At 42.1% G+C, this 25,647-nt stretch carries 24 protein-coding genes and 3 pseudogenes; 16 read left to right on the top strand and 11 right to left on the bottom strand.

Annotation, left to right across the window (positions count from 1 at the left end; all coding sequences use genetic code 11):
* Nucleotides 1–167 precede the first annotated feature (167 nt).
* The 3 genes from ACRQ5D_RS28095 to ACRQ5D_RS28105 all read left to right on the top strand — a co-directional run bounded on the left by ACRQ5D_RS28095 (nucleotide 168) and on the right by ACRQ5D_RS28105 (nucleotide 4,582).
* On the top strand, nucleotides 168–1,544 hold the full coding sequence (locus tag ACRQ5D_RS28095) for an aspartate kinase (protein WP_091162673.1): 1,377 nt from the start codon (nucleotides 168–170) through the stop codon (nucleotides 1,542–1,544).
* 228 nt (nucleotides 1,545–1,772) lie between these two features.
* A complete protein-coding gene (locus tag ACRQ5D_RS28100; protein WP_431198514.1) occupies nucleotides 1,773–2,597 on the top strand; it encodes a hypothetical protein in 825 nt (274 codons plus the stop codon).
* A 110-nt stretch (nucleotides 2,598–2,707) separates the two neighbouring features.
* The gene (locus ACRQ5D_RS28105) at nucleotides 2,708–4,582 is read left to right on the top strand and encodes an alpha/beta hydrolase family protein (RefSeq protein ID WP_432327329.1); all 1,875 of its coding nucleotides are present in this window, start codon (nucleotides 2,708–2,710) and stop codon (nucleotides 4,580–4,582) included.
* Between the two features lie 47 nt (nucleotides 4,583–4,629).
* Here the strand turns inward: ACRQ5D_RS28105 and ACRQ5D_RS28110 are convergent, their stop codons facing one another.
* From ACRQ5D_RS28110 to ACRQ5D_RS28120, 3 genes are read right to left on the bottom strand one after another with little or no spacing between them, the layout of a single operon-like run.
* The gene (locus ACRQ5D_RS28110; RefSeq protein WP_432327331.1) at nucleotides 4,630–5,004 is read right to left on the bottom strand and encodes a ZIP family metal transporter; all 375 of its coding nucleotides are present in this window, start codon (nucleotides 5,002–5,004) and stop codon (nucleotides 4,630–4,632) included.
* Nucleotides 4,971–5,336, bottom strand: coding sequence for a hypothetical protein (locus ACRQ5D_RS28115; protein WP_432327332.1), 366 nt, complete (start codon nucleotides 5,334–5,336; stop codon nucleotides 4,971–4,973). Before ACRQ5D_RS28115 ends, ACRQ5D_RS28110 begins: the two co-directional genes overlap by 34 nt.
* A 7-nt stretch (nucleotides 5,337–5,343) precedes the next feature.
* On the bottom strand, nucleotides 5,344–5,907 hold the full coding sequence (locus tag ACRQ5D_RS28120; RefSeq protein ID WP_091162670.1) for a phosphatase PAP2 family protein: 564 nt from the start codon (nucleotides 5,905–5,907) through the stop codon (nucleotides 5,344–5,346).
* 264 nt (nucleotides 5,908–6,171) lie between these two features.
* Between ACRQ5D_RS28120 and glmM the strand changes: the two genes are divergently transcribed.
* Nucleotides 6,172–7,563, top strand: a complete 1,392-nt coding sequence (gene glmM / locus ACRQ5D_RS28125) for a phosphoglucosamine mutase (RefSeq protein ID WP_090527070.1) — start codon at nucleotides 6,172–6,174, stop codon at nucleotides 7,561–7,563.
* 122 nt (nucleotides 7,564–7,685) lie between these two features.
* On the top strand, nucleotides 7,686–8,822 hold the full coding sequence (locus ACRQ5D_RS28130; protein ID WP_091162669.1) for a cysteine desulfurase family protein: 1,137 nt from the start codon (nucleotides 7,686–7,688) through the stop codon (nucleotides 8,820–8,822).
* A 309-nt stretch (nucleotides 8,823–9,131) separates the two neighbouring features.
* Here the strand turns inward: ACRQ5D_RS28130 and rpoN are convergent.
* Nucleotides 9,132–10,605: pseudogene (gene rpoN, locus ACRQ5D_RS28135) on the bottom strand (RNA polymerase factor sigma-54).
* A 176-nt stretch (nucleotides 10,606–10,781) separates the two neighbouring features.
* Here rpoN and mscL point away from each other — a divergent pair.
* Nucleotides 10,782–11,185 (top strand): annotated as a pseudogene (mscL, locus tag ACRQ5D_RS28140) (large-conductance mechanosensitive channel protein MscL).
* 176 nt (nucleotides 11,186–11,361) lie between these two features.
* Here the strand turns inward: mscL and ACRQ5D_RS28145 are convergent.
* Nucleotides 11,362–12,032, bottom strand: a pseudogene (locus ACRQ5D_RS28145) (ChaN family lipoprotein).
* On the bottom strand, nucleotides 11,948–12,238 hold the full coding sequence (locus ACRQ5D_RS28150) for a hypothetical protein (protein ID WP_431200983.1): 291 nt from the start codon (nucleotides 12,236–12,238) through the stop codon (nucleotides 11,948–11,950). The pseudogene ACRQ5D_RS28145 and the gene ACRQ5D_RS28150 overlap by 85 nt, the downstream one beginning before the upstream one ends.
* Before the next feature lie 384 nt (nucleotides 12,239–12,622).
* Here ACRQ5D_RS28150 and rpmH point away from each other — a divergent pair, with 384 nt between their 5' ends.
* The 4 genes from rpmH (at nucleotide 12,623) to tsaB (ending at nucleotide 14,218) form a co-directional block, all read left to right on the top strand.
* Nucleotides 12,623–12,781, top strand: a complete 159-nt coding sequence (gene rpmH / locus ACRQ5D_RS28155; RefSeq protein ID WP_083878950.1) for a 50S ribosomal protein L34 — start codon at nucleotides 12,623–12,625, stop codon at nucleotides 12,779–12,781.
* A 76-nt stretch (nucleotides 12,782–12,857) separates the two neighbouring features.
* The gene (locus tag ACRQ5D_RS28160) at nucleotides 12,858–13,226 is read left to right on the top strand and encodes a ribonuclease P protein component (RefSeq protein ID WP_432327336.1); all 369 of its coding nucleotides are present in this window, start codon (nucleotides 12,858–12,860) and stop codon (nucleotides 13,224–13,226) included.
* A 47-nt stretch (nucleotides 13,227–13,273) separates the two neighbouring features.
* Nucleotides 13,274–13,516: a membrane protein insertion efficiency factor YidD gene (gene yidD, locus ACRQ5D_RS28165; RefSeq protein WP_167516103.1), complete on the top strand. Its 243-nt coding sequence runs from the start codon at nucleotides 13,274–13,276 to the stop codon at nucleotides 13,514–13,516.
* Nucleotides 13,517–13,525: 9 nt separating this feature from the next.
* Nucleotides 13,526–14,218, top strand: coding sequence for a tRNA (adenosine(37)-N6)-threonylcarbamoyltransferase complex dimerization subunit type 1 TsaB (gene tsaB / locus ACRQ5D_RS28170; protein ID WP_091162664.1), 693 nt, complete (start codon nucleotides 13,526–13,528; stop codon nucleotides 14,216–14,218).
* On the opposite strand, the gene ACRQ5D_RS28175 is transcribed toward tsaB, so the two are convergent.
* The gene (locus ACRQ5D_RS28175) at nucleotides 14,215–15,402 is read right to left on the bottom strand and encodes a DUF5723 family protein (RefSeq protein WP_431198520.1); all 1,188 of its coding nucleotides are present in this window, start codon (nucleotides 15,400–15,402) and stop codon (nucleotides 14,215–14,217) included. The two genes, tsaB and ACRQ5D_RS28175, sit on opposite strands and share 4 nt — an antisense overlap.
* A 402-nt stretch (nucleotides 15,403–15,804) precedes the next feature.
* A complete protein-coding gene (locus tag ACRQ5D_RS28180) occupies nucleotides 15,805–17,394 on the bottom strand; it encodes a hypothetical protein (RefSeq protein ID WP_091162662.1) in 1,590 nt (529 codons plus the stop codon).
* Between the two features lie 85 nt (nucleotides 17,395–17,479).
* On the opposite strand from ACRQ5D_RS28180, the gene ACRQ5D_RS28185 reads away from it, so the two are divergent.
* The 6 genes from ACRQ5D_RS28185 to ctlX all read left to right on the top strand — a co-directional run bounded on the left by ACRQ5D_RS28185 (nucleotide 17,480) and on the right by ctlX (nucleotide 24,178).
* Nucleotides 17,480–17,869 carry a DUF423 domain-containing protein gene (locus ACRQ5D_RS28185; RefSeq protein ID WP_090527050.1) on the top strand — a complete coding sequence of 130 codons (390 nt, stop codon included), beginning with the start codon at nucleotides 17,480–17,482 and terminating at the stop codon, nucleotides 17,867–17,869.
* 6 nt (nucleotides 17,870–17,875) lie between these two features.
* Nucleotides 17,876–20,365 carry a replication restart helicase PriA gene (gene priA / locus ACRQ5D_RS28190; protein ID WP_091162661.1) on the top strand — a complete coding sequence of 830 codons (2,490 nt, stop codon included), beginning with the start codon at nucleotides 17,876–17,878 and terminating at the stop codon, nucleotides 20,363–20,365.
* 61 nt (nucleotides 20,366–20,426) lie between these two features.
* On the top strand, nucleotides 20,427–21,200 hold the full coding sequence (locus tag ACRQ5D_RS28195) for a helix-turn-helix transcriptional regulator (protein WP_091162660.1): 774 nt from the start codon (nucleotides 20,427–20,429) through the stop codon (nucleotides 21,198–21,200).
* 65 nt (nucleotides 21,201–21,265) lie between these two features.
* On the top strand, nucleotides 21,266–21,580 hold the full coding sequence (locus tag ACRQ5D_RS28200) for a hypothetical protein (protein WP_091162659.1): 315 nt from the start codon (nucleotides 21,266–21,268) through the stop codon (nucleotides 21,578–21,580).
* A gap of 142 nt (nucleotides 21,581–21,722) precedes the next feature.
* Complete coding sequence (locus tag ACRQ5D_RS28205; RefSeq protein WP_091162658.1) at nucleotides 21,723–23,168, top strand: arginine deiminase family protein; 1,446 nt, start codon at nucleotides 21,723–21,725, stop codon at nucleotides 23,166–23,168.
* Nucleotides 23,169–23,260: 92 nt separating this feature from the next.
* Entirely contained in the window at nucleotides 23,261–24,178 is a 918-nt protein-coding gene (gene ctlX, locus ACRQ5D_RS28210) for a citrulline utilization hydrolase CtlX (protein WP_256337320.1), read from the top strand.
* Between the two features lie 328 nt (nucleotides 24,179–24,506).
* Here the strand turns inward: ctlX and ACRQ5D_RS28215 are convergent, their stop codons facing one another.
* The 3 genes from ACRQ5D_RS28215 to ACRQ5D_RS28225 form a co-directional block, all read right to left on the bottom strand.
* Nucleotides 24,507–24,884, bottom strand: coding sequence for a hypothetical protein (locus ACRQ5D_RS28215; RefSeq protein WP_432327342.1), 378 nt, complete (start codon nucleotides 24,882–24,884; stop codon nucleotides 24,507–24,509).
* Nucleotides 24,881–25,027: a hypothetical protein gene (locus ACRQ5D_RS28220; protein WP_432327344.1), complete on the bottom strand. Its 147-nt coding sequence runs from the start codon at nucleotides 25,025–25,027 to the stop codon at nucleotides 24,881–24,883. The genes ACRQ5D_RS28215 and ACRQ5D_RS28220 overlap by 4 nt, the downstream gene beginning before the upstream one ends.
* 340 nt (nucleotides 25,028–25,367) lie before the next feature.
* Complete coding sequence (locus ACRQ5D_RS28225) at nucleotides 25,368–25,613, bottom strand: hypothetical protein (protein WP_091162656.1); 246 nt, start codon at nucleotides 25,611–25,613, stop codon at nucleotides 25,368–25,370.
* Nucleotides 25,614–25,647: the final 34 nt, after the last annotated feature.

Raw genomic sequence — 25,647 nt, forward strand, 5'->3', positions numbered from 1 at the left:
TTTAAAGCTTTTAATCATTATATTTCAATCGTTTTGATAGCGTATATCAAAATGAGTTATTTTAAAAAAGCAGTTCAGATACAAGCTATTTACATTCAACCAATTAATAAATAGCTACAACAATTGATATGGTTATGGTATTTGACTGCTGATCTTTTCAATATAAAATGTTAACAGTAGAAAAAATTGGCGGTACATCCATGACCGCTTTGGGTGATGTGATAAAAAACATTATCCTGTTTGAACGCAGCGGGGAACAACTTTACAACCGCATATTTGTAGTATCGGCATTTTCGGGGGTAACCAACCTCCTGCTCGAAAACAAAAAGACAGGCGCGCCGGGCGTATATCACAAGCTTGCCAATTATAAGGACTTCCATACGCCGTTAAAACAATTAATTACGCGTTTAAAGCAGATCAATAAAACTTATGAAGCCCTTGGCTTGAATATAGCCGAAGCCGATAAGTACATTGAAACAAGGATCAACGATGCTCAAACCTATCTGGAGAACCTGGCTAATATTCTGGCATCAGGGTATGTAGGTAAAGAAGGCATTTTACAGGCTGCGAGAGAGATCCTGGCATCTATAGGTGAAAGCCATTCGGCATTTAACTTTACCAATATCCTGCAAAATATGGGTATCAATGCTACTTTGGTTGACCTGAGCGGTTTTCATGACCACCGTGCATTAACCATTGATCAACGCATTAAGAAAGACCTTGCCCATATTGATTTTTCAAAAACCATTACCGTTGTTACCGGCTACGCCAAAGGCACGGAAGGTATTATGCGCGAGTTCGACCGCGGCTATTCGGAAGTTACTTTCAGTAAAATTGCCGTGGCTGTACAACCACAGGAAGCCATCATCCATAAAGAATACCACCTTTGCACTGCCGACCCTCAACTGGTTGGCGTTGAAAACTGTTTTCCGGTAGGTAACACCAACTATGATGTTGCCGATCAGCTGGCCGACGTGGGCATGGAAGCTATCCACCCAAAAGCGTCAAAACCGCTGGAAATAAATGATATCGACCTGCGGATCAAAAACACCTTTCAACCGGAACACCCGGGTACTCTGATTACCCGCGAATATATTTGTGATAAAAAGCGTGTTGAGGTTATCACCGGCACCGATAAGGTGATCATGATCGATATTTACGATCCCTCAATGGTTGGTAACGTAGGTACCGATTTTCATATCATGCAGTTGTTTTACAAGTTTGGCGTTAGCTATAGCTTCAAAGCCACCAGCGCTAACAGCATTTCTATAGTGATATGGGAGAAGGACTACAATAAAAAACTGATTGGCGAACTGGAAGATAATTACGAAAAAGTTGCTGTTGAAAAAATGGCGATGGTTTGCCTGATAGGCTCCAACATGGATCAGCCGGGTTTACTTGCCAAATCCGCAACAGCATTGGCCCAAAAAGGGATCAATATCAAAAGCTGTGGCTTTGCACTAAGAATGGTCAATATCCAGTTTTTGATAGCCCGCGAAGATTTCGATGAGGCGATCCGCGCTTTGAATAAAGCAATGTGCTAATTTTTGAGGTGTTTTTGAGGTGAAAGGCGAAAGCTAAAAGGCCAAAGGTTGTTTTTGGTTATTTAACATAATTCCTTTCACCTTTCACCTTTCACCTTTCACCTTTCACCTTTCACCTTTCACCTTTCACCTTTCACCTTTCACCTTTCACCTCAATTGTAACTTTACAGTAACTAATTTCTTTTAACCATAAGTTTTCAGCATATTTAGGTTTGACATCTTTCCTGTATGCGTAAACTTTTACTATCAGCCTGCCTGTTATTAGCTATTGGGTTTCATGTATCTGCTCAAAAAACAGCTAAAAAACCTTTAGATCATACTGTGTTTGACGGATGGCAAAGTATAGCAGGGCAACGCATCAGCAATGATGGTAAATGGATAGGTTATGTCATAAAGCCGCAGCAGGGCGATGCTGAACTGATTATAAAAGACGCCAGGAACGCTACTTTGGTAAAAATTCCGAGAGCTGACACAATTAAGATAAGCAGCGATTCAAAATTTGCTGTATGCCTTATCCGTCCGTTTTATAAGGATACCAGGCAGGCCAAAATAAAGAAGAAAAAACAATCGGATTTCCCTAAAGATACTTTAGGTATAATTACTTTAGGATCATCATCCGTAAGGAAAGTCCCGGCCATCCGTTCATTTAAAATAGCCGAAGATGCGGCTATTATTGCTTACCTCGCAACAGCCGATACGCTTAAAAAACCTGCATCAGGCGATACCACAAAAAAAGCGGTAGCTGCAACTGTAGCCCCGCCTACACATGAAGGTGCAGATTTAACTATTAAAAAGTTAAAAACCGCCGCCGAACGCTCTTTTAAATATGTTACCGAATACCAGGTCAGTAAAAATGGAAAATGGATTGCGTTTGCTGTAACAGCGCCGGCTAAACAAAAAGAGACTGTATCTGGTCTGTATTTATTTGATTCGGAAAAAAACACGGTTAAACAATTAAGCACCGGCAGGGGTAATTACCGTAACATCAGCATTGATGATGCCGGGCGCCAGGTAGCTTTTACTGCCGAAAAAATCCGGAAAAGGCACTGGTAAAACCTTTTAAGCTTTATTACTACAACACGGCAAAAGATAGCGCGGAAGTTATTGCCGCTGCCGGAACTGCAGGCATATCCAATAACTGGGCGGTAAGTGGCGATGGCAAAGTGAGCTTTAGCAAAAGCGGCAATAGCCTTTTCTTTGGCACTGCGCCTATCCCCAAACCTGCCGATACCACCCTGGTTGATTTTGAGGTAGCCAAACTGGATATCTGGAACTACAAAGATGATTATCTGCAACCCCAGCAGCTCAAAAACCTGCAAACCGACCTAAAGCGTAGCTATCTTGCTGTGATAAAACCTGAAGAAACGAACGCCAAAACTGTTCAATTAGGTAACAAGGCCATCCCAGAAATATTAACTGCCGAAAATAAAGATGCCCGCTATGTTTTAGGACTTACGGATACCGGCGCACGCGTATCGGCCCAGTGGGAAGGAAGTACCCGGCAACAAGCCATTTTAATTGATACCCGGAGCGGCAATCACAGGTTTATTAATGCCTCTTTGGGCCGTTATTATGTCTCTCCGCAGGGCAATTATGTGCTGTGGTTTGATGTTAAAGATCAGGCATGGTACTGTTATACCATTGCAACAGGGCAAAAAATAAACCTGAGCAAAGCAACCGGCACCAAAATGGGCGACGAACTGAACGATGTGCCAGGGTATGCTTCGGCCTATGGTATGGCCGGCTGGTTAGCAGGAGACAAGGCGGTATTTATTTATGACCGGTACGACATATGGCGTTTTGACCCGGCAACGGGCGACGCGTTTAACTTTACCAAAGGCATCGGGCGCAAAAACAAACTGATCATGAGGTATGATCAAACTGACCCGGAGCAAAAATTCATCCCACTGAAAGAGCCGATGTGGCTGTTAACCCAAAACGAAGAAACCAAACAATGGGGATATTTCAGGAAGTTTCCTGAGGCTAACAACCTGCCTGAGAAAGTGACCATGGCCCCAATGAGTTATGATAACCTGCTGAAAGCTAAAAACGCCGATGCTTACATCTACACCAAGGCAAGCTATAAACAATCGCCTGACTTATACTTTTCATACGATTTAAAAAAGGAGATCAAGCTAAGCAATATCAACCCGCAGCAAAGTGAATATAACTGGGGCACTGCCGAGCTTGTGAGGTGGACGACACCTAAAGGCTATCAGTCGCAAGGCATCTTGTATAAGCCTGAAGACTTTGACCCGGCCAAAAAGTACCCGATGATAGTTTATTTTTATGAGAGACTTTCGGACGGGCTTTTTAACTATATAGCACCTGCTCCTACCCCTTCCCGCCTGCCTATCTCATTTTTTGTGAGCAACGGTTATCTTGTGTTCGCACCTGATATCAGCTATCAAACCGGCCATCCGGGGGCATCTGCGGTCGAGTTTGTAAATTCGGGTGTTGAGGCTTTAAAGAAACACACATGGGTTGATGCTGCACATATTGGCTTACAAGGCCAAAGCTGGGGCGGTTACCAGGTGGCTTACCTCATTACCCAAACCAATATGTATGCCGCAGCCTGGGCAGGCGCGCCTGTTGCCAACATGACTTCGGCCTATGGGGGGATCCGCTGGGAATCGGGCCTGAACAGGCAGTTTCAGTACGAAAAATCACAAAGCCGCATTGGCGCCACGCTTTGGGAAAAGCCTGAGCTGTATATCGAAAACTCGCCCTTGTTCCAGTTGCCCAAAGTAAAAACACCGGTAATGATCATGAGTAACGATGCCGATGGCGCTGTGCCCTGGTACCAGGGGATTGAAATGTTTACAGCTTTACGCCGTTTAGGTAAACCTGTTTGGTTACTGCAATACAATGGCGAGGCTCATAACCTGGTACTGCGCCAAAACCGCAAAGACATTACTATACGTGAGCAGCAATTCTTCGATCACTTTTTAAAAGGCGCGCCAATGCCGGTTTGGATGGATAAGGGAGTACCTGCAGTTGATAAAGGGAAAGACTGGGGCCTGGAGCTGGAAAAATAAAAACTTTATATAGAAATTATTTTACATAAAGTAATAGGATTAATAATCTACAACTCCTTCAAAAAACCCAGCAGCGCAATGGCTACACCAGCTAATACTGCCATCATTTTACGCATATTGAAACGGTGATCAGCACTCGATTCAAAGAGGATGGTAGTGGAGATATGCAGGAAGATGCCGATAACAACCCCCATGATCCTGTTAAAATAATGCTGCAGGTTACCAATGTTTCCGCTGCTTAACGCATCGCTGAAAAAATAACCTGCCGGCGCCATTACCGCGAATACCGCCACAAAAAGTATGGTTTTGTTTTTACCTTGTTTGTTAGTGAGCAACACTGTAGCCAACGCGAAGGCTGCCGGGATATGGTGTAAGGCAATGCCGTAAGCTAATTGATCCTGATTGCCCTGGGCAAGCGGCATTCCCTCCAAAAAGCGTGCAGGCAAAGGCTTGCCATGATACCAATCGGGAAAACGGCCAGATCATGCGGGTGTTTGTGCATGTGGCCGTGCTCAATCCCGTCCGAAAATTGTTCAAGCACAATCTGGAACAGGAAGCCGACCAAGATGAATACGCCAACATAGTTATCATTACCATGATAGGCATCAGGAATCAGGTGCAAAACGGTAATACCAAACAGGTAAGCTCCACTAAACGACAGTACCAGTTTCAGCGTTTTATGGTTATCGCCCTTAAATAAAAATACAGAAGTACCGCCAAAAAAGGCGGCAAAAAAAGCAGCAGAATTTTCCAATATCCCATTAAAAGGCAGGTTGTAATTTTTTAAACAATAATGAAAACAGCCATCCAACAAAGGCCCCATATAAAGCGCCGCACAATACATCTACCGGGAAATGAACCCCCACGTATACCTGTGCAAAGCAAATGCTGCCTGCCCAAAGTATCGCCCAAAGCCATACCCACCTCCATTTTCTGAAAAACACAAAGCCAAGGAATATCGCCATGGCAAAATGATCGGTGGCGTGGGTTGATGGAAAACTGTACCCGCTACCACAAGGCACACGGCTGATATCAGTTGCAGATACAACCGGATCACGGCAAGGGCGAAGCCGCTGAATATTGTGCTTGATAATAACTCCACTGGTGAAATCAGCAACGCCTGCCGATGCCGCCAGCAGCATTATAATAATAGCGCCTGTTTTTTTATATCGCCATAAACAAAAAACAATGATGAAAATATACAGCGGGATCCAGAATTTGGGGTTACGTAACAAGGGCATGATCCAGTCGAAAAACGAATTGGACAAGTCATGATTAATGAAATAAAATAAATGCCGGTCGAGGTTTAAAAGATAGTCGGGCATTGTTTTTTACTATAGGTGTTTGTTTGCTGTAATTTCCAAAGTTATCAAATAGCTTAAAAAAACCTTCAAATTTTAATACTTAGCAGCAGCATTATCCCGTTAAGCATAAAATAATGCGCAGGGATGACAATTAAAACCACCCTGCACCGTATTAAAAACAATAAATTAACCGTAACCTTATATGCAAGCGTTTGCGTAAATCCTTAAAACAATATCATTTGTAGCTTATATTTTTTACTTTTACCACACCAAAAACTTCGCATTTTGACATTAATAAAATCTATTTCAGGAATACGCGGCACCATAGGCGGTGCTGTTGGCGATGGTTTAACACCGCTTGATATTGTAAAATTCACTTCGGCCTACGGATCATGGGCTGTAAAAAAATCGGGGATTAAAAAGATTGTAGTAGGCCGTGATGCCCGTTTATCGGGTGCTATGGTGAACAATCTTGTTATTGGCACACTGCAGGGTTTGGGGATTGATGTTATTGATCTTGGTTTATCAACTACACCGACTGTTGAGGTTGCCGTTACGGGTGAGCAGGCAGCAGGTGGAATCATCCTAACCGCGAGCCACAACCCAAAACAATGGAACGCCCTTAAACTGCTCAATGCAAACGGCGAGTTCATCAGTGATGCCGATGGCAAGGAAGTGCTAACAATTGCCGAATACAGCGACTTTAATTATGCCGATGTAAACGATTTGGGTAAAGTTACTCATGATGATACCTGGCTTCAAAAACACATCGACCTTGTACTGGCCTTGCCGCTGGTTGATGTTGAGGCTATAAAGAAAGCCAACTTTAAAGTGGTAATAGATTGTGTTAACTCAACAGGCGGTATTTTTGTACCGGCCTTGCTGAAAGCTTTAGGCGTTGAAACCGTTCACGAACTGTATTGTGAGCCGGATGGCAATTTTCCGCATAATCCCGAGCCGCTTCCTGAAAACCTGATAGCTTTATCAAAAGAGGTTGTGGGTAAACGTGCCGATTTGGGTATTGCTGTTGATCCGGATGTAGACCGCCTTTGCTTTGTTTGCGAAGATGGTAACATGTTTGGCGAAGAATATACGCTGGTTGCCGTAGCCGATTATGTTTTGAAAAACAATGTGGGCAATACAGTATCTAACCTGTCATCAACCCGTGCGCTGCGCGACGTAACTGAAAAAGCAGGCGGCGAATACCATGCGGCTGCGGTTGGGGAGGTTAACGTGGTTAACAAAATGAAAGAAGTTAACGCTGTTATTGGCGGCGAAGGTAATGGCGGGGTTATTTACCCTGAGTTACATTATGGCCGTGACGCTTTAGTCGGTATCGCGTTGTTTTTAACTCATCTGGCTAAATATGGTAAATCGGTTTCGAGTTTGCGTGCGTCATATCCGGGTTATTTTATTTCAAAAAATAAGATAACGTTAACACCCGAAATGGACATAGACGCCCTTTTGGCGAAAGTTGAAGAAAAATACATCAAGCAGCCCCACTCAACAATTGATGGCCTGAAAATAGAATTTGATAAAGAATGGGTACATTTGCGGAGGTCAAACACCGAACCCATTATCAGGATCTACTCTGAAGGTAATTCTGAAACCGTGGCAAACGGTTTGGCCAATAAGATCATCATCGATATTAAGGAGATCTTACAACTGAAAGGTTAATTTTACTGGTATTAAAAATAGCAGGCAACCGGCGGTAAATACCGTTGGTTGCTTGCTTATATATAATTACCGGGCATGTGTTTTTGAAGTTACTGATCCATTAATTTATAAATTTAAAAAAAATGCGCGTTTATTTTGATAATGCCGCCACTACGCCGCTTGATCCGGATGTGATGAAGGAGATGTATAAGGTGATGGAAAGCCAGTTTGGTAATCCGTCGTCAATACATGCCCACGGCCGGGAAGCCCGTACTTTAATTGAGCGTTCGCGGAAAACGATTGCCGGTTTACTGCACACCTCGCCCGCCGAAATCTTTTTTACATCAAGCGGTACGGAGGCCGATAACACGGCTATCAGGTGTGGGATCATTGATCACAAAATTACCCATGCTATCACCAGCCCCACCGAGCATCACGCAGTGCTCCACACGCTGGAAGCAATGGAAAAATCGGGCATTATTAAATTGAGCCTGGTAAATATAGACAGCAAGGGTGTTATTGATTATGATCATCTGGAAACATTATTGAAAGAAAATGAACGCAGTTTTGTTTCATTAATGCATGCCAATAACGAAATAGGCACCCTATCGGACATGGAACGTATTGGTGACCTGTGCGAAGCATACAATGCCATTTATCATTGTGATACTGTGCAAACCATGGGCCATTACCAGCATGACCTGAGCAAGCTTAAAGCTCATTTTGTGGTATGTGCCGGCCATAAATTGCATGGGCCTAAGGGAGTGGGTTTCCTGCATATCAATCATAAAATCAAAATAAAACCTTTTATTTACGGTGGTGCCCAGGAACGCAATATGCGTGGCGGTACCGAAAATATTTACGGCATAGTTGGTTTGGCCAAAGCGCTTGAACTTGCTTACGGCGAAATGGAACAGCACCAAAACCACATTCAGGGCTTAAAATCATACATGATGGAGCAACTGATAGCCAACGTACCGGGCGTAAATTTTAACGGAGAAACCGCCCCTGACAAAAGTTTATATACAGTATTGAACGTGGCCTTCCCTGAGATGGAAATGAGCGATATGTTGCTGTTTAACCTTGATATTGCCGGGATCTCCGCTTCGGGTGGCAGCGCCTGCAGTTCGGGTAGCGATATTGGTTCGCACGTGTTAACTGCTATCGGAGCCAGCTCTTCACGGCCATCGGTACGTTTCTCGTTCTCAAAGTATAATACAAAAGAAGAAGTTGATTTTGTAGTAGCCAAAGTTCGTGAGCTTTGTGCTGTGAATGTATAAGCTTGAAAATACGCTAATATAAACGCCTTAAGAACTTGGTTCTTAAGGCGTTTTACTTTGGCAGGGGCATGCTAAGTAACTTAAATCCGGGGCCTCTGAAGGTGAAATAACAAAGAGGGCCTGTCAGTCTGAGCCTGTCGAAGACTCGTGCGCAGAGGCCCGCCCGCCATACTTCGACGGGCTCAGTATGACACCCCTTTTTTAAGTTGTCATGGGTAATTTGTTTCAGCGCCTCATACGCTAAGCACACTGCCAAGCAAATCTGATTTGCAACTAATCTCTAATCTCCGACCTCTAATCTCTAAAAAGCTACAACTCCTTCCTCAACCTTGCCACCGGGATGTTCATTTGTTCGCGGTATTTGGCTACGGTACGGCGGGCTATGTTGTAGCCGGCGTCTTTGAGTATTTCGGTCAATTTTTCATCAGCAAGCGGGTGACGTTTATCTTCTTTGCCGATATGCTCTTCCAAAATCTTTTTAACCTCTTTATTGGATACTTCCTCACCGCTTTCGGTTTGGATGGCTTCGGAGAAGAAAGATTTCAGCAGAAAGGTACCAAACTCGGTTTGTACATACTTGGAGTTGGCTACCCGGGATACCGTTGAAATATCCATTCCAATCCTGTCGGCAATGTCTTTCAGGATCATCGGCTTCAGGTTTTTATCATCACCGGTAAGAAAAAACTCATACTGGTACTGCATAATGGCATTCATGGTTTTAAGCAGCGTTTGCTGGCGCTGTTTAATAGCATCAATAAACCACTTGGCCGAATCAAGCTTTTGCTTTACAAACTGCACTGCTTCCTTCAGCTTTTTATCCTTTTGGGAAGCCTTGTCATAATGCTGAAACATTTCCTGGTATGAGCGGCTTACCCTAAGTTCGGGGGCGTTTTTTGAATTGAGGGTAAGGATGAGCACGCCATCATTGTTAGTGATATGAAAATCAGGGATCACCTGCATTTGCTTGGTGTTGATCTCGTTTGAATCGCCGGGTTTGGGATTGAGTTTTAAGATCTCATTGACCACCGCACGCAACTCAACGGAGTTCATATTCAATGATTTTTCAAGCTTATCGTAATGTTTACGGGTAAACTCATCCAAATAATGTTCAACAACCTGTATGGCTTTTTTACGATCGGGTCGCTTGCATCTTTTTTGCGAAGCTGGATCAGCAGGCATTCCTGTAAGCTGCGCGCGCCTACCCCAGGGGGTCAAAGCCCTGGATTACCTTGAGCATCTCTTCTACTTCGTCATCCTCAGCCAATACATTTTGTGAAAATGCAAGGTCGTCGGTTAGCGACATGATGGGGCGGCGCAGATAGCCGTCGTCATCAAGGCTGCCTATGATTTGCTTGCCGATCATGAAATCTTTATCACTTAGGGGAAGCAGGTCTAACTGGGCTTGCAGACTTTCAAAAAATGAGCTTTGCACAGCAATAGGGATCTCTTTACGCTCATCCTCATCGTCACCATTTTGATCATAGCGAGATCCGTAATCGTTTACGTTATCTTCCTGCAGGTAGTCGTCAATATTAAATTCATCCATCTCGCCCTTTTCCTCATCGTTGTTATAATTATCTTCGTCGGGGTCGCGGTCGGGATATTGTTCTTCGGGTTCGTTTAGGTTGGTAAGGCTCAGATCTTCAAGCGCGGGGTTTTCTTCCAGTTCTTCTTTTATCCGGGTATCAAGCGAAACAGTAGGCACCTGCAGCAATTTTATAAATTGTATTTGCTGGGGCGAAAGTTTTTGTAAAAGTTTTTGTTGAAGGTTCTGTTTAAGCATAATTAAGATGTAGCCAAAAATACATCAAATTAATATCAACTAAAAATTACTTGAGGTATCTGCTTTAAAGTTGTTAAATGTTTTAGGCATACCAATTGTTTTAGCGCTATCAAAAAAACTATATGAATTGATAGTTTATGTAATATTATTAACTTTAAGTAACCAAACTTTAATTTATGGCAATAGTAAAAGAGTTTAAAGAATTTGCAATGCGGGGCAACGTGGTTGACCTTGCTGTGGGTGTTATCATTGGCGCTGCTTTTGGTAAAATTGTTACCTCGCTGGTTGCAGATATTATTATGCCACCTATTGGCATGGCAACCGGGGGTATTGATTTTAAAGATTTAAAGTACGTACTTAAACCGGCTGTTGATAAAACACCCGAAACCGCGATTAATTACGGTTTATTTATCAATAATGTAATTGATTTTTTAATCGTTGCTTTTTGTATCTTTTTAATTGTTAAGGGTATCAACTCTTTGAAGAAAAAGAAGAAGCAGCCCCGGCAGCGCCACCTGAACCAACTAAAGAAGAAGTTTTACTTACCGAAATCCGCGATTTACTGGCTAAGAAAGCTTAATGGAATTTAGTTCATAGTTGATGGTTCATAGTTCATAGCTATAAGAAAAACCGCGAACCATAAAATTTGGTAACCATGATTGATAGTTAGGAAATAGTTAATGGTTCATATATAGCCATATAGCACAAAAACCATGAACTATGGTCCATCGACTATGAACTATCAACCATGAACTATCAAAAAGTTTTCGGCAGCTTAGGATCAGTTAAAATGATATAGTCGGCCATGCCGGCTAATTTGCTCCAGTCGGGCTTGTCAAAACTATCATCCATGTAGGTTGATATGTTAAGCACGCGTAATTTGGGTGCGTATTTTTTAAGTTGGGCTACCGCGCCCAGTTTTTCTTCACTGTGAAAGCCGCCGTTAAGCTGCAATACTTTAAAGCCGGAGTGGTTTTTCAGGAATTTCGCTATCGACCAGCCCATGGTAGCATCCCAAAGGTTTTGCGATTGGTAAATCTGCATGCCCGGCATTGAGGCATGACCTCCCATTATTTTAGCAAATTTATCATAATAGGCCCCGGTAGCAGTATCGATAGGCAGCGGCGCAAGATAGCTTTTAGCCTGCGCATCAAGCTGCTTTAAAGCATCAAGGCCCCCGCGTGTAACCATGTTGGTATAGCGGGTTGGAGCGTTGGCTGCTATTACCGGCAGATGATTGGATTTGGCAAGTTCAACAAGCGGTTTGTAATCCTTATAGTTAGGCCAGGTACGTGCATCTGTTACCAGATTTTTTCGCGAATAAGCCCCGCGAGATATTCATTCAGCACCAGCTGACAGTCAGTTTGAAACATCTCCATGGAAAGCGCCGTTTTCTGCGGATATTTTTCCGAAAGCTTTTTGAACAAGCTAAACTCCAGATAGTGCGCCGTTGAATCATTATGCTCTTCGCCAAAAAAAGCGCATCAGCATTGGCCATGTCATTAACAATATCATCGGGCGTGATGATCTTTTGTGCCGATGTGCTGTAAATTTTATAATGTGTTGCAGGTAGTTCCTGCGCTATGGTAACAGCCGATAAGGAAATAAAAAGTATGGAGAGGATTAATTTCATTTGTTAGGACAACCTGTTGAATTTACACTTTGTTAATGATTCGGAACTATTTATTCAGCTTTTTTTAGCAAATGCCGTAGTTCGCGATTGCACATTGTTGCAAAATTGAATCTGTAACAAATAATTAATGTTAAATTTAACTTTTTATTTAATATGATTTGTAATGATAGCTTAGCGCTGTTATTTAGTTCAGACAATGAACAGGATTTCGAATTTAATTATTGCGTATACAATTAGTTTTCCGGAAAAAGTGCCACTGATTTGCAGCCACCGGGCGGCAGCACACATGTTATTATAAATAAGAAAAATAGTGTTTGAATTATTAAATAAAATAACTACATTTGCGCTCTTGTTTTAAAAAGACGAATAGAATAAAATATAGCCATGAAAAGAACGTTTCAGCCTTCTCAAAGAAAAAGAAGAAATAAACACGGTTTCCGTGAACGCATGTCAACTGCTAACGGTAGAAGAGTATTAGCAGCCAGAAGAGCTAAAGGCAGAAAAAGGTTAACTGTTTCTGACGAAGGCAGGCACAAAGCATAATTGAGGTTGCCCTACCCTATTTATAAGGGTTTGGAACCGCTTATCTGCTTTATCCTTCGGTTCAAAAATGGCAACTATGTATACTTTTAAAAAAGAAGAACGGTTATGTAACAAAAGGCTTATTGACAAGCTTTTTCATAACGGTTCTTCTTTTTTATGTTATCCCTTCCGGGTATCCTGGCTTGTCAATCCCGAGCCACAGCCCTATCCTGCGCAAATTCTTTTTTCCGTTCCTAAAAAGCGTTATAAACACGCCGTTGACCGTAATTTGGTAAAACGACTGATGCGCGAAGCGTACAGGCTCCACAAACAGCAGCATCTTTATGATATTCTGCAGCAAGCGGATAAAAAGATAATTATTTCGGTAGGCTATGTAGGCAAACAAATTGAACCATACCTTTTCATCGAAAAAAATGCTGAGGATGCTTGCCCAGCTTTCAGGTGAGTTAACTGCTGCAATACCAGTCACGGCTAATTAACATGAATGGGCTTATGGATACAATCACCAGGTTTTTAAAAGCAATAGTTGGGGGAGTTTTCATCATCCTTATCAAATTTTACCAATATTTTATATCGCCGCTTTCAGCTGCATCATGCCGGTATACACCCACCTGCTCGCAGTACGGTGTTGAAGCCATCAGGAAGTATGGCGCTTTTAAAGGTGGTTGGTTAACCATAAAGCGCATTGCCAGTTGTAATCCCTGGGGTGGTCATGGGCATGATCCGGTACCATAAATTTATAATATGAGCCTTATACTTCAAATAGAAACAGCAACAACATCCTGCTCGGTAGCACTTGCCCGCGATGGCAAGGTTTTGGACTTTAAACAAATAAATGTCCGTAATATCCATGCTGAAGTTATTACTTTATATATCGATGAATTGCTGAATAAATCGGGAGTAACTTATAACGAGCTTGATGCTATTGCTGTGAGCAGCGGTCCGGGGTCATACACCGGTTTACGAATAGGTGTATCTACCGCCAAAGGATTGTGCTTCGCCCTTGATAAACCTTTGATAGCGGTTGAAACACTTGAGGCTATGGCTTATGGCGTTATTAACAGCCTGGGGGATGCTGCTGATGGAAATATGCTGTTATGCCCGATGATAGATGCCCGCCGAATGGAGGTTTACACAGCATTATTTGATGCTGCCGGCAACAGAGTGCGTGAAACAGCTGCTGATATTATAGAAGGAAACAGTTTTGCCAACTATTTGAAAGACCATCAGATCCTGTTTTTGGGTGATGGTGCCGAAAAGTGCAAAGGTGTTTTAAGTGAAAGCCCAAATGCCTTGTTTTTGGATGATTTTGTAAACTCGGCAACATATCTTACCCAAAAAGCAGCTCAAAAATTTACTGATGGCGCATTTGAAGATGTAGCTTATTACGAGCCTTACTACCTTAAGGATTTTATAGCCGGGAAAAAAGCGCTTTAATTATTGGTTTTAAAAATACGGCCAAACAAACGGCCCAAAAATCCTTTTTCGCCCATAGGGATATAGCTGGAGTTCATGGGATGTTCAATTACCCGTCCAAATTTCAATGAAAAGCCCAGGAAGATATCCGCCCCGCTATAGTTGCCTACCCTATTTATTTGATTGGTATTATTTAAAGCGGCCAGAGTAAGGTGGCCCGTATTTAGTAAGCGTTCGGAACCTATAAAAAATTCGACATTAGGGGATTTTACCATAATTTGTGCGCCGAGATTAAATAATTTATAATCGTCATAAGTGGCCGTTAAGGTAGCTATCAGGTTGTTTTTCTGTACCGAGTTAACCATTGCTCCGGTAAAACCGGAAAAGAACATTTCTTTTTGGGCTACAACCGTTGGGAAATATCTGTATGTTTTTTCATCATCAAGCCAGTAGCTTTTGGATACGCTCAATTCGGCTTTGGCATTTGTTTTTGTGTTAAATGAGGTAACCATTCCGTTACCCCTGACCAATTCATATACAGCATTATATATATTCTCATCACGATGCTTGGATGTAATATCTGTTATATTTGTTGTGTTATTAAAATCAGTAATGGTTGAGCGCTTGTTCCAGTGAATAAAGCCAAGGTCTTTTATATTACCTTGTATCAGGATCCCATCCTCTGTTCGGTAAGTTGCACCCATTGATATCGCCGCACCTGGGTTGCGAAACGTTGGTAAAAAGTCACGCCCATCCAGTCTGCCGGGCACATAGCTCCTGTAATACCGTCCCCTCATATAAACGTCGGCATTGTCATTGTCAGGATTTGCCGGGACCCGGTTAATCTGCAGGCTCGACTCCTCCACATCTATTTTGTTATATTGAACACCAGACAGGTAGCTCAGCTTAAAACCTAAGGAGAGTTGTTTATTAACCTGCTCCCGGTAGATATAACTTAACTGGTCATACATCTGCATCCTATAATGGTTGTTGAATATATTATCATAATTATCACGCGCAAAATTTGACGGTCCATCAAGAAAAGCTATAGACTCATCGGTAACCAGGCCTTTACCTTCCACTTTGGTTTGGGCCGAAAAGCCCATTTCAACATTGCCGTTTAAGCTGGTGAAAAGTTTAACCATTACCGCATATGAATTGGCGTTTACATTGAAATGATTTAAAGCATTTCGGCCGATGCGCAATGATGAGGTATTATAATAAGAAGGGCTTGCAAATGCGCGGCTTTTCAGCGGCCGTTGTATATTGCCGGTTACATAAAAATTAGCATCGAAATTCGGGATGAAAAAATTGAATGCTACCCCCGGCTCGAATCGGGGATAAAGGCTCTTTGTGAAGGATTTTCAAATGAATCGTAAAGCGTGCCGGTATTATATTGCGAAAACTGTTGAGCCGATACGGATAAAGAACAAAAAATAAAGAAAAGAATAGTAAAGAAGATTTTATTCATAATTGGCTCACATATCTTGCCCCGAATCTACTTAAAGAAAAGAACTCAAAGCTGATTGTCTGTAAATTTTTTACAAATTGCTATTTGTAATGTTTTACGAAATTTGGCGGGTATTGTTGTGTAAACGTAAATAAATTTATTTTTTAACTGCACTTGTATCCGGAACATTTAGGCGCATACAAAAATTGGTATAAAAGTTTCTGTCGGATGCAGTGAGTTGGAAGGCAGCACCATAATAATTTTTCCAACCGGGGTCGCTGTTTTCAAAAGCATCGTAAAAAGGCCTTTTTAAATCGCGTTTTAATAAAGGCTGCATGTTTTTAAAGTTAATAAAGAAGGCCACATTGCTCCTTTCGGCCAGCAAATTATCAAACTGGGTATACTGATCGGTTTTTCCTATGAATTTGCGGTTGAAGTAGGTGTCGTTATAACTTTCTAACTCGGATACCGAAGTGGCAAGTATGAGATAATTATCAATGATCATAAAGTAAGGTTTCCGGAAAATGCTGAATGCATCGCCCAATAAAAAGAAAGGCAATTTTTCATAATTAAACTGGCCAACTTTATCGGTAACCATATTACTGATGTTCATCATCACCGGAAAAAGCTTTGAGCCATCCTTAACAGAAATGATGGCAAATTTTTCAAAGTACCGCGTGGTAACTATCGCGAACTCGTTACCGAGCAGCTTTTCAAACTCGGGTTTTACAAACAGCCCTGCTTCTGATTTTACCTTATTCAAAAGTTCATTCTTTTCCTTGCCCACTCCCGCTTTATCATGCCACTGTGAAAGGTCGGTTTCAAACTTTTTAGGATCTGAAACGGCGAAGCTTGTGCTGTAGGCAGTTGTGGCCGGGAAAATATCTTTTAAATGATTCTCGACAGGTTGCTGGGCCGAAAAAATGTTTAAATAACTGGTTGCATTATTTCGTTTAGTGGTGAACCCGTTAAACATCAAAGCATCGCTTTTGTAATTTAAGTTTAATGCCGCATAGGCCGGCAGCATTCTAAAGCTCTTAAAAAGATCGGTAGTTTTATTAAGGAAGAGCTGATCAAAAAACTGATTAAGCTGGTTGTAATTAATATAAAGATTGGCAAGTGAATTGGCGTTTTGCTGCTCAGGCAACGGTACAAAGCCATTATGGCCTTTATCCTGCTGGTAGATGGCGCTATGATCAACCAAATCTTTTGAAAAACTGCCCGAAAATATATTGTCGCCGGTTTTAATGAGGTAAAAATGTTTATTGAGCGGCTTAACATATATATTATAACCCTGGCTTGCCGCTATTTGCATAGGCGCTATTTGTAAAGCGCTTTTGGCATTGCCTGTTAAATGATTAAACATAGTTGCCGAAAAAGCTTTTGATGCCGAGGTGGTTACGAGCAAATCTATATTATCATTATTTGTAGGATGAAGGGAAACGAAAATGTTTTGGCCTGTAAAAAATTGATCAAGCTGTGGAGAGGCAATAAGCAACTTGCGTAAGGTGTCAAGTTCATGTAATTTGCCGGGGCCAACAAAAGTGCTCAAGAGCTGGTTGCCGGCAAAAATATCATAAAATCCCTTTTCATTACCAAACTCAAATACTGCCACCGCATTATCAGGAATAGCGCGCATAACCTGCCCGGTACGCACTCCCGGCGGACTTAAATTTTTAAAATATAACACCGTTACCAACACGGTAGCTATAATCAAAAATATAGTGGTTACTATCAGTCGTTTCATAGCAGGGGCGTGCAGCAAATATAGAATTTTACCCCACGGCGTTAAAGTAATACTTTCAATTGGTTAACTTAGCTTTTTATATCGCATGAACAAACAAATAATTATTACCGCTTCGTTTTTAGGTATGCTGGCCGTTATCACCGGCGCTTTTGGAGCCCACGGTTTAAAAGCGTTGCTTGCCCCCGCCCAGCTTGAGGTTTGGCATACTGCTGTACAATACAACTTCTATCATGTATTTGCCCTGCTTTTTTTAGCAGTTTTTGCGCGCGAAAAGAGCGGGGGCTTAATATCGGCAGCTTACTACCTGTTCACTTTCGGCATTATATTCTTTTCAGGTTCGCTGTACCTGTTATCATGCCGCGATCTGCTTGGCTGGAACTGGCTTATAGCCATGGGGCCAATTACACCCATTGGTGGTTTGTTGTTCATTTTGGGCTGGCTGATGCTGGCATTAGCTGCTATCCGCAACAAATAATAAACGATGTTAGAGTTTGCCGAAATTGAACATACCGACCGTGAAACACTTTTTGCCGAAGTGATTTTGCCATTGGCTATTTCAAAAAACTACACCTACCGGGTTCCTTATGAGCAAAATGATGCTGTTGCCATTGGCAAAAGAGTGGTGGTGCAGTTCGGCAAAAGCAAGCTTTATACAGCCATTGTTAAAGAGATAGGGAAACTGGCGCCCGAAAAGTACGAAGCAAAATATATCATCGAGATCCTGGATGACCGCCCGGTTGTAACTCCTAAGCAGCTCGAATTTTGGCAGTGGCTGGCAGATTACTATATGTGCAACATAGGCGAAGTTATGAACGCCGCGCTGCCATCGGCACTGAAGCTGGCCAGCGAAACCCGCATCATGCTTAACCGGGAATATGAGATAGATAAAGCCACGCTTCACGATAAAGAGTTTTTAATTGTTGAAGCCCTCGAAATTCAGCTGGAGCTTACCATAAGCGATATTACCAAGCTTTTGGGACAGAAAACTGTAATGCCGATATTGAAGCTGATGTTTGAAAAAAACATCATCAACATATCCGAAGAAGTAAACGAACGTTATAAGCCCCGCAAACGCACTTTTATTACACTTAACCCGGTTTATAACAACCAGGATAATCTGCGGGAGCTATTCCCGATATTAGAAAAGCGCGCGCCTAAACAGGCCGATGCCCTATTAGCTTACATCAAGCTTTCCCGTCATCAAAAAAACATCACCAAAAACGAACTTATTGAAGAGAGCGGTGCAGGTGAATCAAGCATTAAATCGCTCATTGAAAAAGAGATCTTCTTTTCGGAGGACAGAAACGTTAGCCGCCTGCATTTTGAGGAAGAAGGAGAAGAAGGCAACAACTTTGAATTGAGCGAACAGCAAACGGAGGTACTTCAAAGCATCCGCGGGCAGTTTAAAGAAAAAGAAGTAACGTTGTTGCATGGCGTAACCTCATCAGGCAAAACACAATTATATGTAAGGCTGATAGAAGAGATTGTACGCAGCGGGAAACAGGTACTTTACCTTTTGCCTGAAATAGCCCTAACAACACATATTATTGAAAGGTTACGGACGTATTTTGGTGCGGATATCGGTGTTTATCATTCGCGTTTTAATGACAATGAGCGGGTTGAGGTTTGGCAGAAAGTTTTAAGCGGAGAGTATAAGATTGTGCTCGGCGCGCGGTCATCCGTGTTTTTACCTTTTGCCGATCTGGGATTGATCATTGTTGATGAAGAGCACGAAACATCATACAAGCAATTTGATCCGGCGCCGCGCTACAACGCACGCGACACCTCGATTTTTTTGGCTAACATGCACCAGGGTAAAGTGCTTTTGGGTTCGGCCACGCCATCCTTTGAAAGCTACTATAATGCCCGTACTCACAAATACGGTTTTGCAGAGCTCACTGAACGCTTTGGCGGCGTTGAGCTGCCCGATGTGCAGGTAGTAAGCATCGCTCATGAAACCAAACAAAAAACTATCCAGTCGCACTTTACCAGTGTGCTGATGGAGGGCATCAAGCAGGCACTTGAAAATAAAGAGCAGGTAATTTTATTCCAAAACCGCCGCGGATATGCCCCCATCCTGATGTGCAAAGTATGTGCTTATACTCCCAAATGTATCAACTGCGATGTAAGCCTTACTTATCATAAAAGCAGCGGCAAGCTGCATTGCCACTACTGCGGTTACAAGGAAGATACGCCATCCATTTGCCCCGCCTGCGGATCTACCCACCTGGAATATAAAGGCTTCGGTACCGAAAAAATTGAAGATGAACTGAGCGTTTTATTGCCCGAAGCCCGGATTGCCCGGATGGACCTTGATACTACACGATCACGGAATTCCCTGCAAACTATCCTCAACGATCTGGAAGAGAAAAGGATAGATATATTGGTTGGCACCCAGATGGTGGCCAAAGGGCTTGATTTTTCAGATGTGACACTGATTGGTATTATTAATGCTGATAGCCTGCTGAAATTCCCTGACTATAGGGCAAACGAGCGTGGTTATCAACTACTTGCACAGGTAAGCGGCAGGGCCGGCCGCCGGGGTAAGCAGGGCAAAGTAGTTGTGCAAACCTATGATATTTATCACAGGGTGTTAAAGCAGGTGATTGATAACAACTACGCCGATCTTTATTTTACCGAGATGGAAGAGCGGAAAAGCTTTAAATACCCTCCCTTCTACCGGATCATTAACCTCGATATCAAGCATAAAAATCCCGATGTGCTCCATAATCAGGCAGAGTACCTCGGCGCGCGGCTCCGGGAGCATTTTGGCGAGCGGGTGATTGGCCCGGAGCAACCGCTCATCAGCAGGATCCGCAATTATTACATTAAAAGCATTATGCTCAAATTTGAGAAGGATGGGATCTCTATCATAAAAGCAAAAACTGTTTTAAGGGATGTGATCACTCAATATTATACAACCAAACTTAGCACGGGCAGTATTGTACAGCCCGACGTTGATCCGTATTAATACGATCTTGAGTCGCGTCGGACGGGAATTTTCTGATTAACAAATTCTGTATCTTAGTTAAATGCATATTGAACGCTTTACGCCCGGCGAAATACTAAAGCCTTTTATACGGCAATACGTTTTTATCGAGACTGCAAATGATCTGGTTAATCGTATTTTGCCTGATACATCGCTGGTAATGGCGTTCAGATACGGTGGCAAGATTAGCGATATTACCGAGGCACATAGCGGTAAGCTCCCCTCCTCTTTAATCACCGGCTTAAAAAAATCGCCCAGGCTAATTAATTATGCACCGGGCACGGACAATATGTTGGTTTTATTTAAAGCAGCCGGCGCGGCAGCGTTGTTCAAAAATCCGCTTCATGAATTATTTGAGGCAACTCTGCCGCTTGATAACTTTATTGACCTGCGTGAATTATCCTTAACTGAAGAACAACTGGCAGAAGCACCCAATAATCAGCAACGGGTAATCATCACCGAACAATTTCTGCTTAAACATATTGAAAGCCACAAACGGGACCAGCTGATCATATCTGCCCTGCAAAAGATCCGCTTATCAAAAGGCATGATCAAAATTAAGGACCTTGCCGATACTCATTATATAAGCCAGGATGCATTTGAAAAACGCTTCAGGCGAGTGGTTGGTACTTCGCCAAAGCAGTTTTCCAATATTATTAAGATCAGGTCGATAGTTGATAGTAAACCTAAAAACGGTTCGCTCAGCCAGGTAGCTTTAGAAGCCGGGTACTTTGACCAGCCGCATTTCAATAAGGAATTTAAACTGTTTACCGGGTTAAATCCTACCGATTTCTTTAAAATACCGCAAGCCTGGTAAATCAATGATTTTTTACAAGTATTGAGCTTCCATTATCCCGATTTTTGAAAAAAACAAGGATAATCATGAAACAGATATTTATAGATCAATTCATTGTTCCCGCAACAGCTCAACATGAATTTAAAGGACGTATGAAAGTCAACCGCGACTTTATAAAAAAGCTCGACGGATTTATTGAAGACCGTGCCTTTGAGCGCGATGATGACCAAGGCAACCTCATTTGCATTACAACCGCCATTTGGCAAAACGAAGATGTTTTACAAAAAGCTAAAGAGGCAGTGCAGCAGCTATATCAGCAACAGGGCTTTGATATGAAGGCTATGTTGCAAAGGCTAAACGTAAGCATGGAAAGGAACACTTACCGGGAGATTGCCGATTAGAAAGCAGCAACATATAATCGACACATAAAACGTTTTATATTGAATTAAAAGAACAGGCAAATATTACCCGGCCTAATTTTGCCGGGTAAGCCCGTTTTGTAATTTAATTTCTGATAGATTTGTGTTACGATTATAGTGTTTTATGACAATAACCAACTCCGATTTTAAAATAGATGTAACCTCCGAAATTGGCACACTCCGCACATTGCTTATTCATAGTCCGGATAGCGGTTTAGGCAAAGTTGTGCCTTCAAAGGCGCAGGACTGGCTTTTTGAAGATATAATTCACCTGGATACCGTGCGCCGGAATGAATACGATTATTATGTAAAGCTCCTGCTCTATTTTCTTGACCCCGACAAAATAAAAGGCAAGCTTAATCAAATTGATGATGAAGCAACCCGCCGTTCATTTTTTAAACCTGATAATCCAGGCTTCCATTCGTCAGATAAAGTTATCGAGATCCAAACCCTGCTGGCTGATATTTTACAGCAGCCGGATATCCGCAAAAAACTGGTAGCTGCAGTTTGTGCCGTTGAAAGCTGCAACTATCGCTTGCAGCAGCAACTTACAGACACGGATCCGGTTGAGCTGGCTAAAATCTTTATTTCGGGCTCGTTAACAACCGAAGAAATGATCTTTGCCCCTATCCCCAATCTTATTTTTTCGAGGGATTTGGGTATAGCGGTTAATAATCATATGCTGCTCAATAAGCCGGCAAAGAAAGCCCGTTTCCGCGAAACTTTGCTGATGCGTTACATATTTTTCAATCATCCGCTGTTTGAAGCTTATCGCGATAATATTTTGGAGATCCCTGAAACCGCGCAGCATTTTTTACGTCCGGGCGAAGACGCTGAAGGCCGCACAACTTTAGAAGGCGGCGATGTGATGATGGTAAGTCCTGATCATTTAGTGATTGGCTGCAGCGAGCGGACATCTGTCAGCGGTGCTAATGAAGCTATCAGGCTGTTGTTTGAATACGATGTTGTGAAGAAGGTAACCATCGTAAAAATTCCAAACAAGCGTGATTATATGCATATCGATACTGTTTTTACGCAGGTAAAGCGCGATACCTGGGTACTACTCCGCTCGCTTGCGGTGGCCGAAGCCCCTATTGAGGAGCGGGAGCCGATATCATGGTTTGCTGATAAAAAACAAAAAGAACGGGCGGAAATTGTTCAGTTTGAAAAAGATGAAAAACCAAGGCTATTTGGTTGTATTGAGGACCTGCTTTCCGACATCAGCGAGAACGACCTCAAAAGCGGTGTAAAAACCAAGTTTATTTACTCGGGCAACAACACCTTCCCCTTTGATGCCCGTGAACAGTGGACAGACTCCTGCAACCTGCTGGCCCTAAAAGAAGGCGTTGTTGTTGGATACGATCGGAATGATAAAACTGTAGAGGCTTTTAAAGAAGGTGGTTATAATGTGATCCGGGTAGCCGAACTGCTTCAAAAATTTGAAAATAATGAACTTGATCCACAAAGTTTAACTGATACGCTGATATTAATGCCGTCGGCCGAACTTTCCCGTGCCCGCGGTGGTTTCCATTGCATGAGCATGCCGGTATTCAGGGACACTGTAATTTAATTTGTCATTGAGTCGTCTGGTCATTAAGTCATTGCTTTGCATGATTTATTAAAAAAATGACTCAATGACTCAATGAAATAATGACAAAAATCATGAGTCAATCAACATCACATATATTAATGATCCGCCCGGTTAATTTCGGGTTTAATGAAGAAACTGCTACAAGTAACGCTTTTCAAAACGCTAATGCCGAAAAAAATGGTGTACAGGAAAGGGCCTTGAGTGAGTTTAATAGTATGGTTAACATTTTGCGCCATAATAGTGTAGATGTTACTGTTATAGATGACACCCTACAGCCTTATACGCCCGATTCGATATTTCCGAATAACTGGATATCGTTTCATAATGACGGTGGCGTTTTCCTTTACCCTATGCAGGCCGAAAACCGCAGGCTTGAGCGCAGGGAAGATATCATAACCGATTTGGAGGATAAATTTAAAGTTGCCCATGTAATTGACCTGAGCCGCTTTGAACATGACCATCGCTTTTTAGAAGGCACCGGCAGTATGGTGCTTGACAGGGATAATAAAATAGCTTACGCCTGCCTCTCGCCCCGTACAGATAAAGAGGTGCTTAACTATTTCTGTGAACAAGCTGGTTATCAACCGATCAGTTTTGAGGCCGTTGATGAAAAAGGGAAAGCCATTTACCATACCAATGTACTGATGTGCATTGGAACTGAATTTGCAGTAATCTGTTTGGATAGCATCCCCAACCCACATGAAAGGATAACTGTTATAGATTCATTGAAATCTTCGCACAAAGAAATTATTGAAATCACTTTTGAGCAGATGAACCAGTTTGCCGGTAATATGCTTGAAGTGAAAAACAAAGCGGGCGAAACGTTGATCGTGATGTCGCAAAACGCTTTCAGCGCTTTGAGTGAAGCACAGCGTTCCGCTTTACAACAGTATGGAAAGCTGGTTTATGCCGATATCAATACCATTGAAACTAATGGCGGCGGCAGTGCAAGGTGTATGATGGCTGAGGTGCATTTACCGGCTATTTAAATTCATCTGTTAACAGCGTACAACGCTATCAGATACTTGAAGAGGAAAACAATTACAGCTATAACTGCGAGTAATAACAATTGCTTAACTAAATATTTAGGCATGGCTAAATCATGATTAAGATATAAAGAGGACAATTTAATTATTACAATGCAATTTATAGCCTCTGCACATTTTTCACAAAAATTGTGTCTTTATTGTATAACAGCAACTTACGACAATAGCTTATCTTTAAACATACGTTATTAATTATGATTTTTTTACTAACGAATAAGCCCCTTTATTAGGGGCTTGTTCGTTAAGTATCCACTTGAACAGCTATTCAAGTTTATTCGGTAATGAAATAGAGGTAAGCCTGTTTTTGCTTCATTTTTGAGCGTACGCGTTTAAAACTATCTTCAATATCTTTACGCTCGTCTTTTTCAGTCACTTCCATAAAGGCTTCCTGGTAATAACCTAAGGATTTATTCCAGTCCTTTTGTTTTTCATAAAACAAGCCAAGCAGCTCAAAGGTGCGGGCCTTGTTCACCCCCGGTGTGGTTAAAGCCTGGGCCGAAATGGTTGAAACCAGCTTATCCATTCCCAGGAATACTACCAGGTCAAGATAATGGGTGTAATTATCCGGAAACGATGGCTCCAGCTCCATACAGGTTTTAAAATGATAACCTGCGGTTTGGTAATCCTGGATCTTGTAATAGTAGATCATCCCCAACTGGTAATGCGCCCTTGCAAAAAGGGCTCATCCGTAATGATCTGGTTTAATATGTTTAAGCCCTTAGGTGTTTCTCCGAACGATAGTTCATCAACAGCCCGGAGGTACTTTTCTTCTATTGAATAATAATTGTCCATATAAAATTTCAAATTCAATTAAGCTTACGTTTAAGTAATGCTTAATGTTAAACTAATGTGGTAAATGTAGGATCGGTTTGGGTGCTTCGAAACCGCTATACCGGAGTTGAGAAGAGAATTATCGATGCAAAACCCTTCTGCTGCGGCACCATGGGCCACATTACTATTGAGCAGAATGATTTATTAAACAACATCGGTTTGTACTTTATATGTGCAAACCTACAATTATTGGATGAGAAAAGCAAGAAATGAAATTGCTGCACAACGTAAACAGCACTGTGTATGAGGTTTATTGCCGTTACATGACGTAACGGCGCCAAATAAAAATAGCAGCTTGAAATTAAGCTGCTATTGCGTTTTGTTTAACTGCCTCAATAAGGAAGTTATTTTTTAATTCCTTTTCAGATATCATTACGCTGAAATCATCAAACTTAACGCCGTGTTCAAGCGGATAAAGTACGTAACCACGCTTTAGCGCATCATATGCGCCAAGTTCAAATATTTCGTCGTGCTTTTTGCCTTTTATTTTCGCACCGCTTACTAACTGGTAAGCGTCGGATATGGTTTCAAAATTATTGTTTTTCATAGTGCAGGTAACTATACAATTACTTTGCCAATTT

It is taken from the genome of Mucilaginibacter sp. P25, assembly GCF_050859465.1.
GTDB classification, from domain to species: Bacteria; Bacteroidota; Bacteroidia; order Sphingobacteriales; family Sphingobacteriaceae; genus Mucilaginibacter; species Mucilaginibacter gossypii.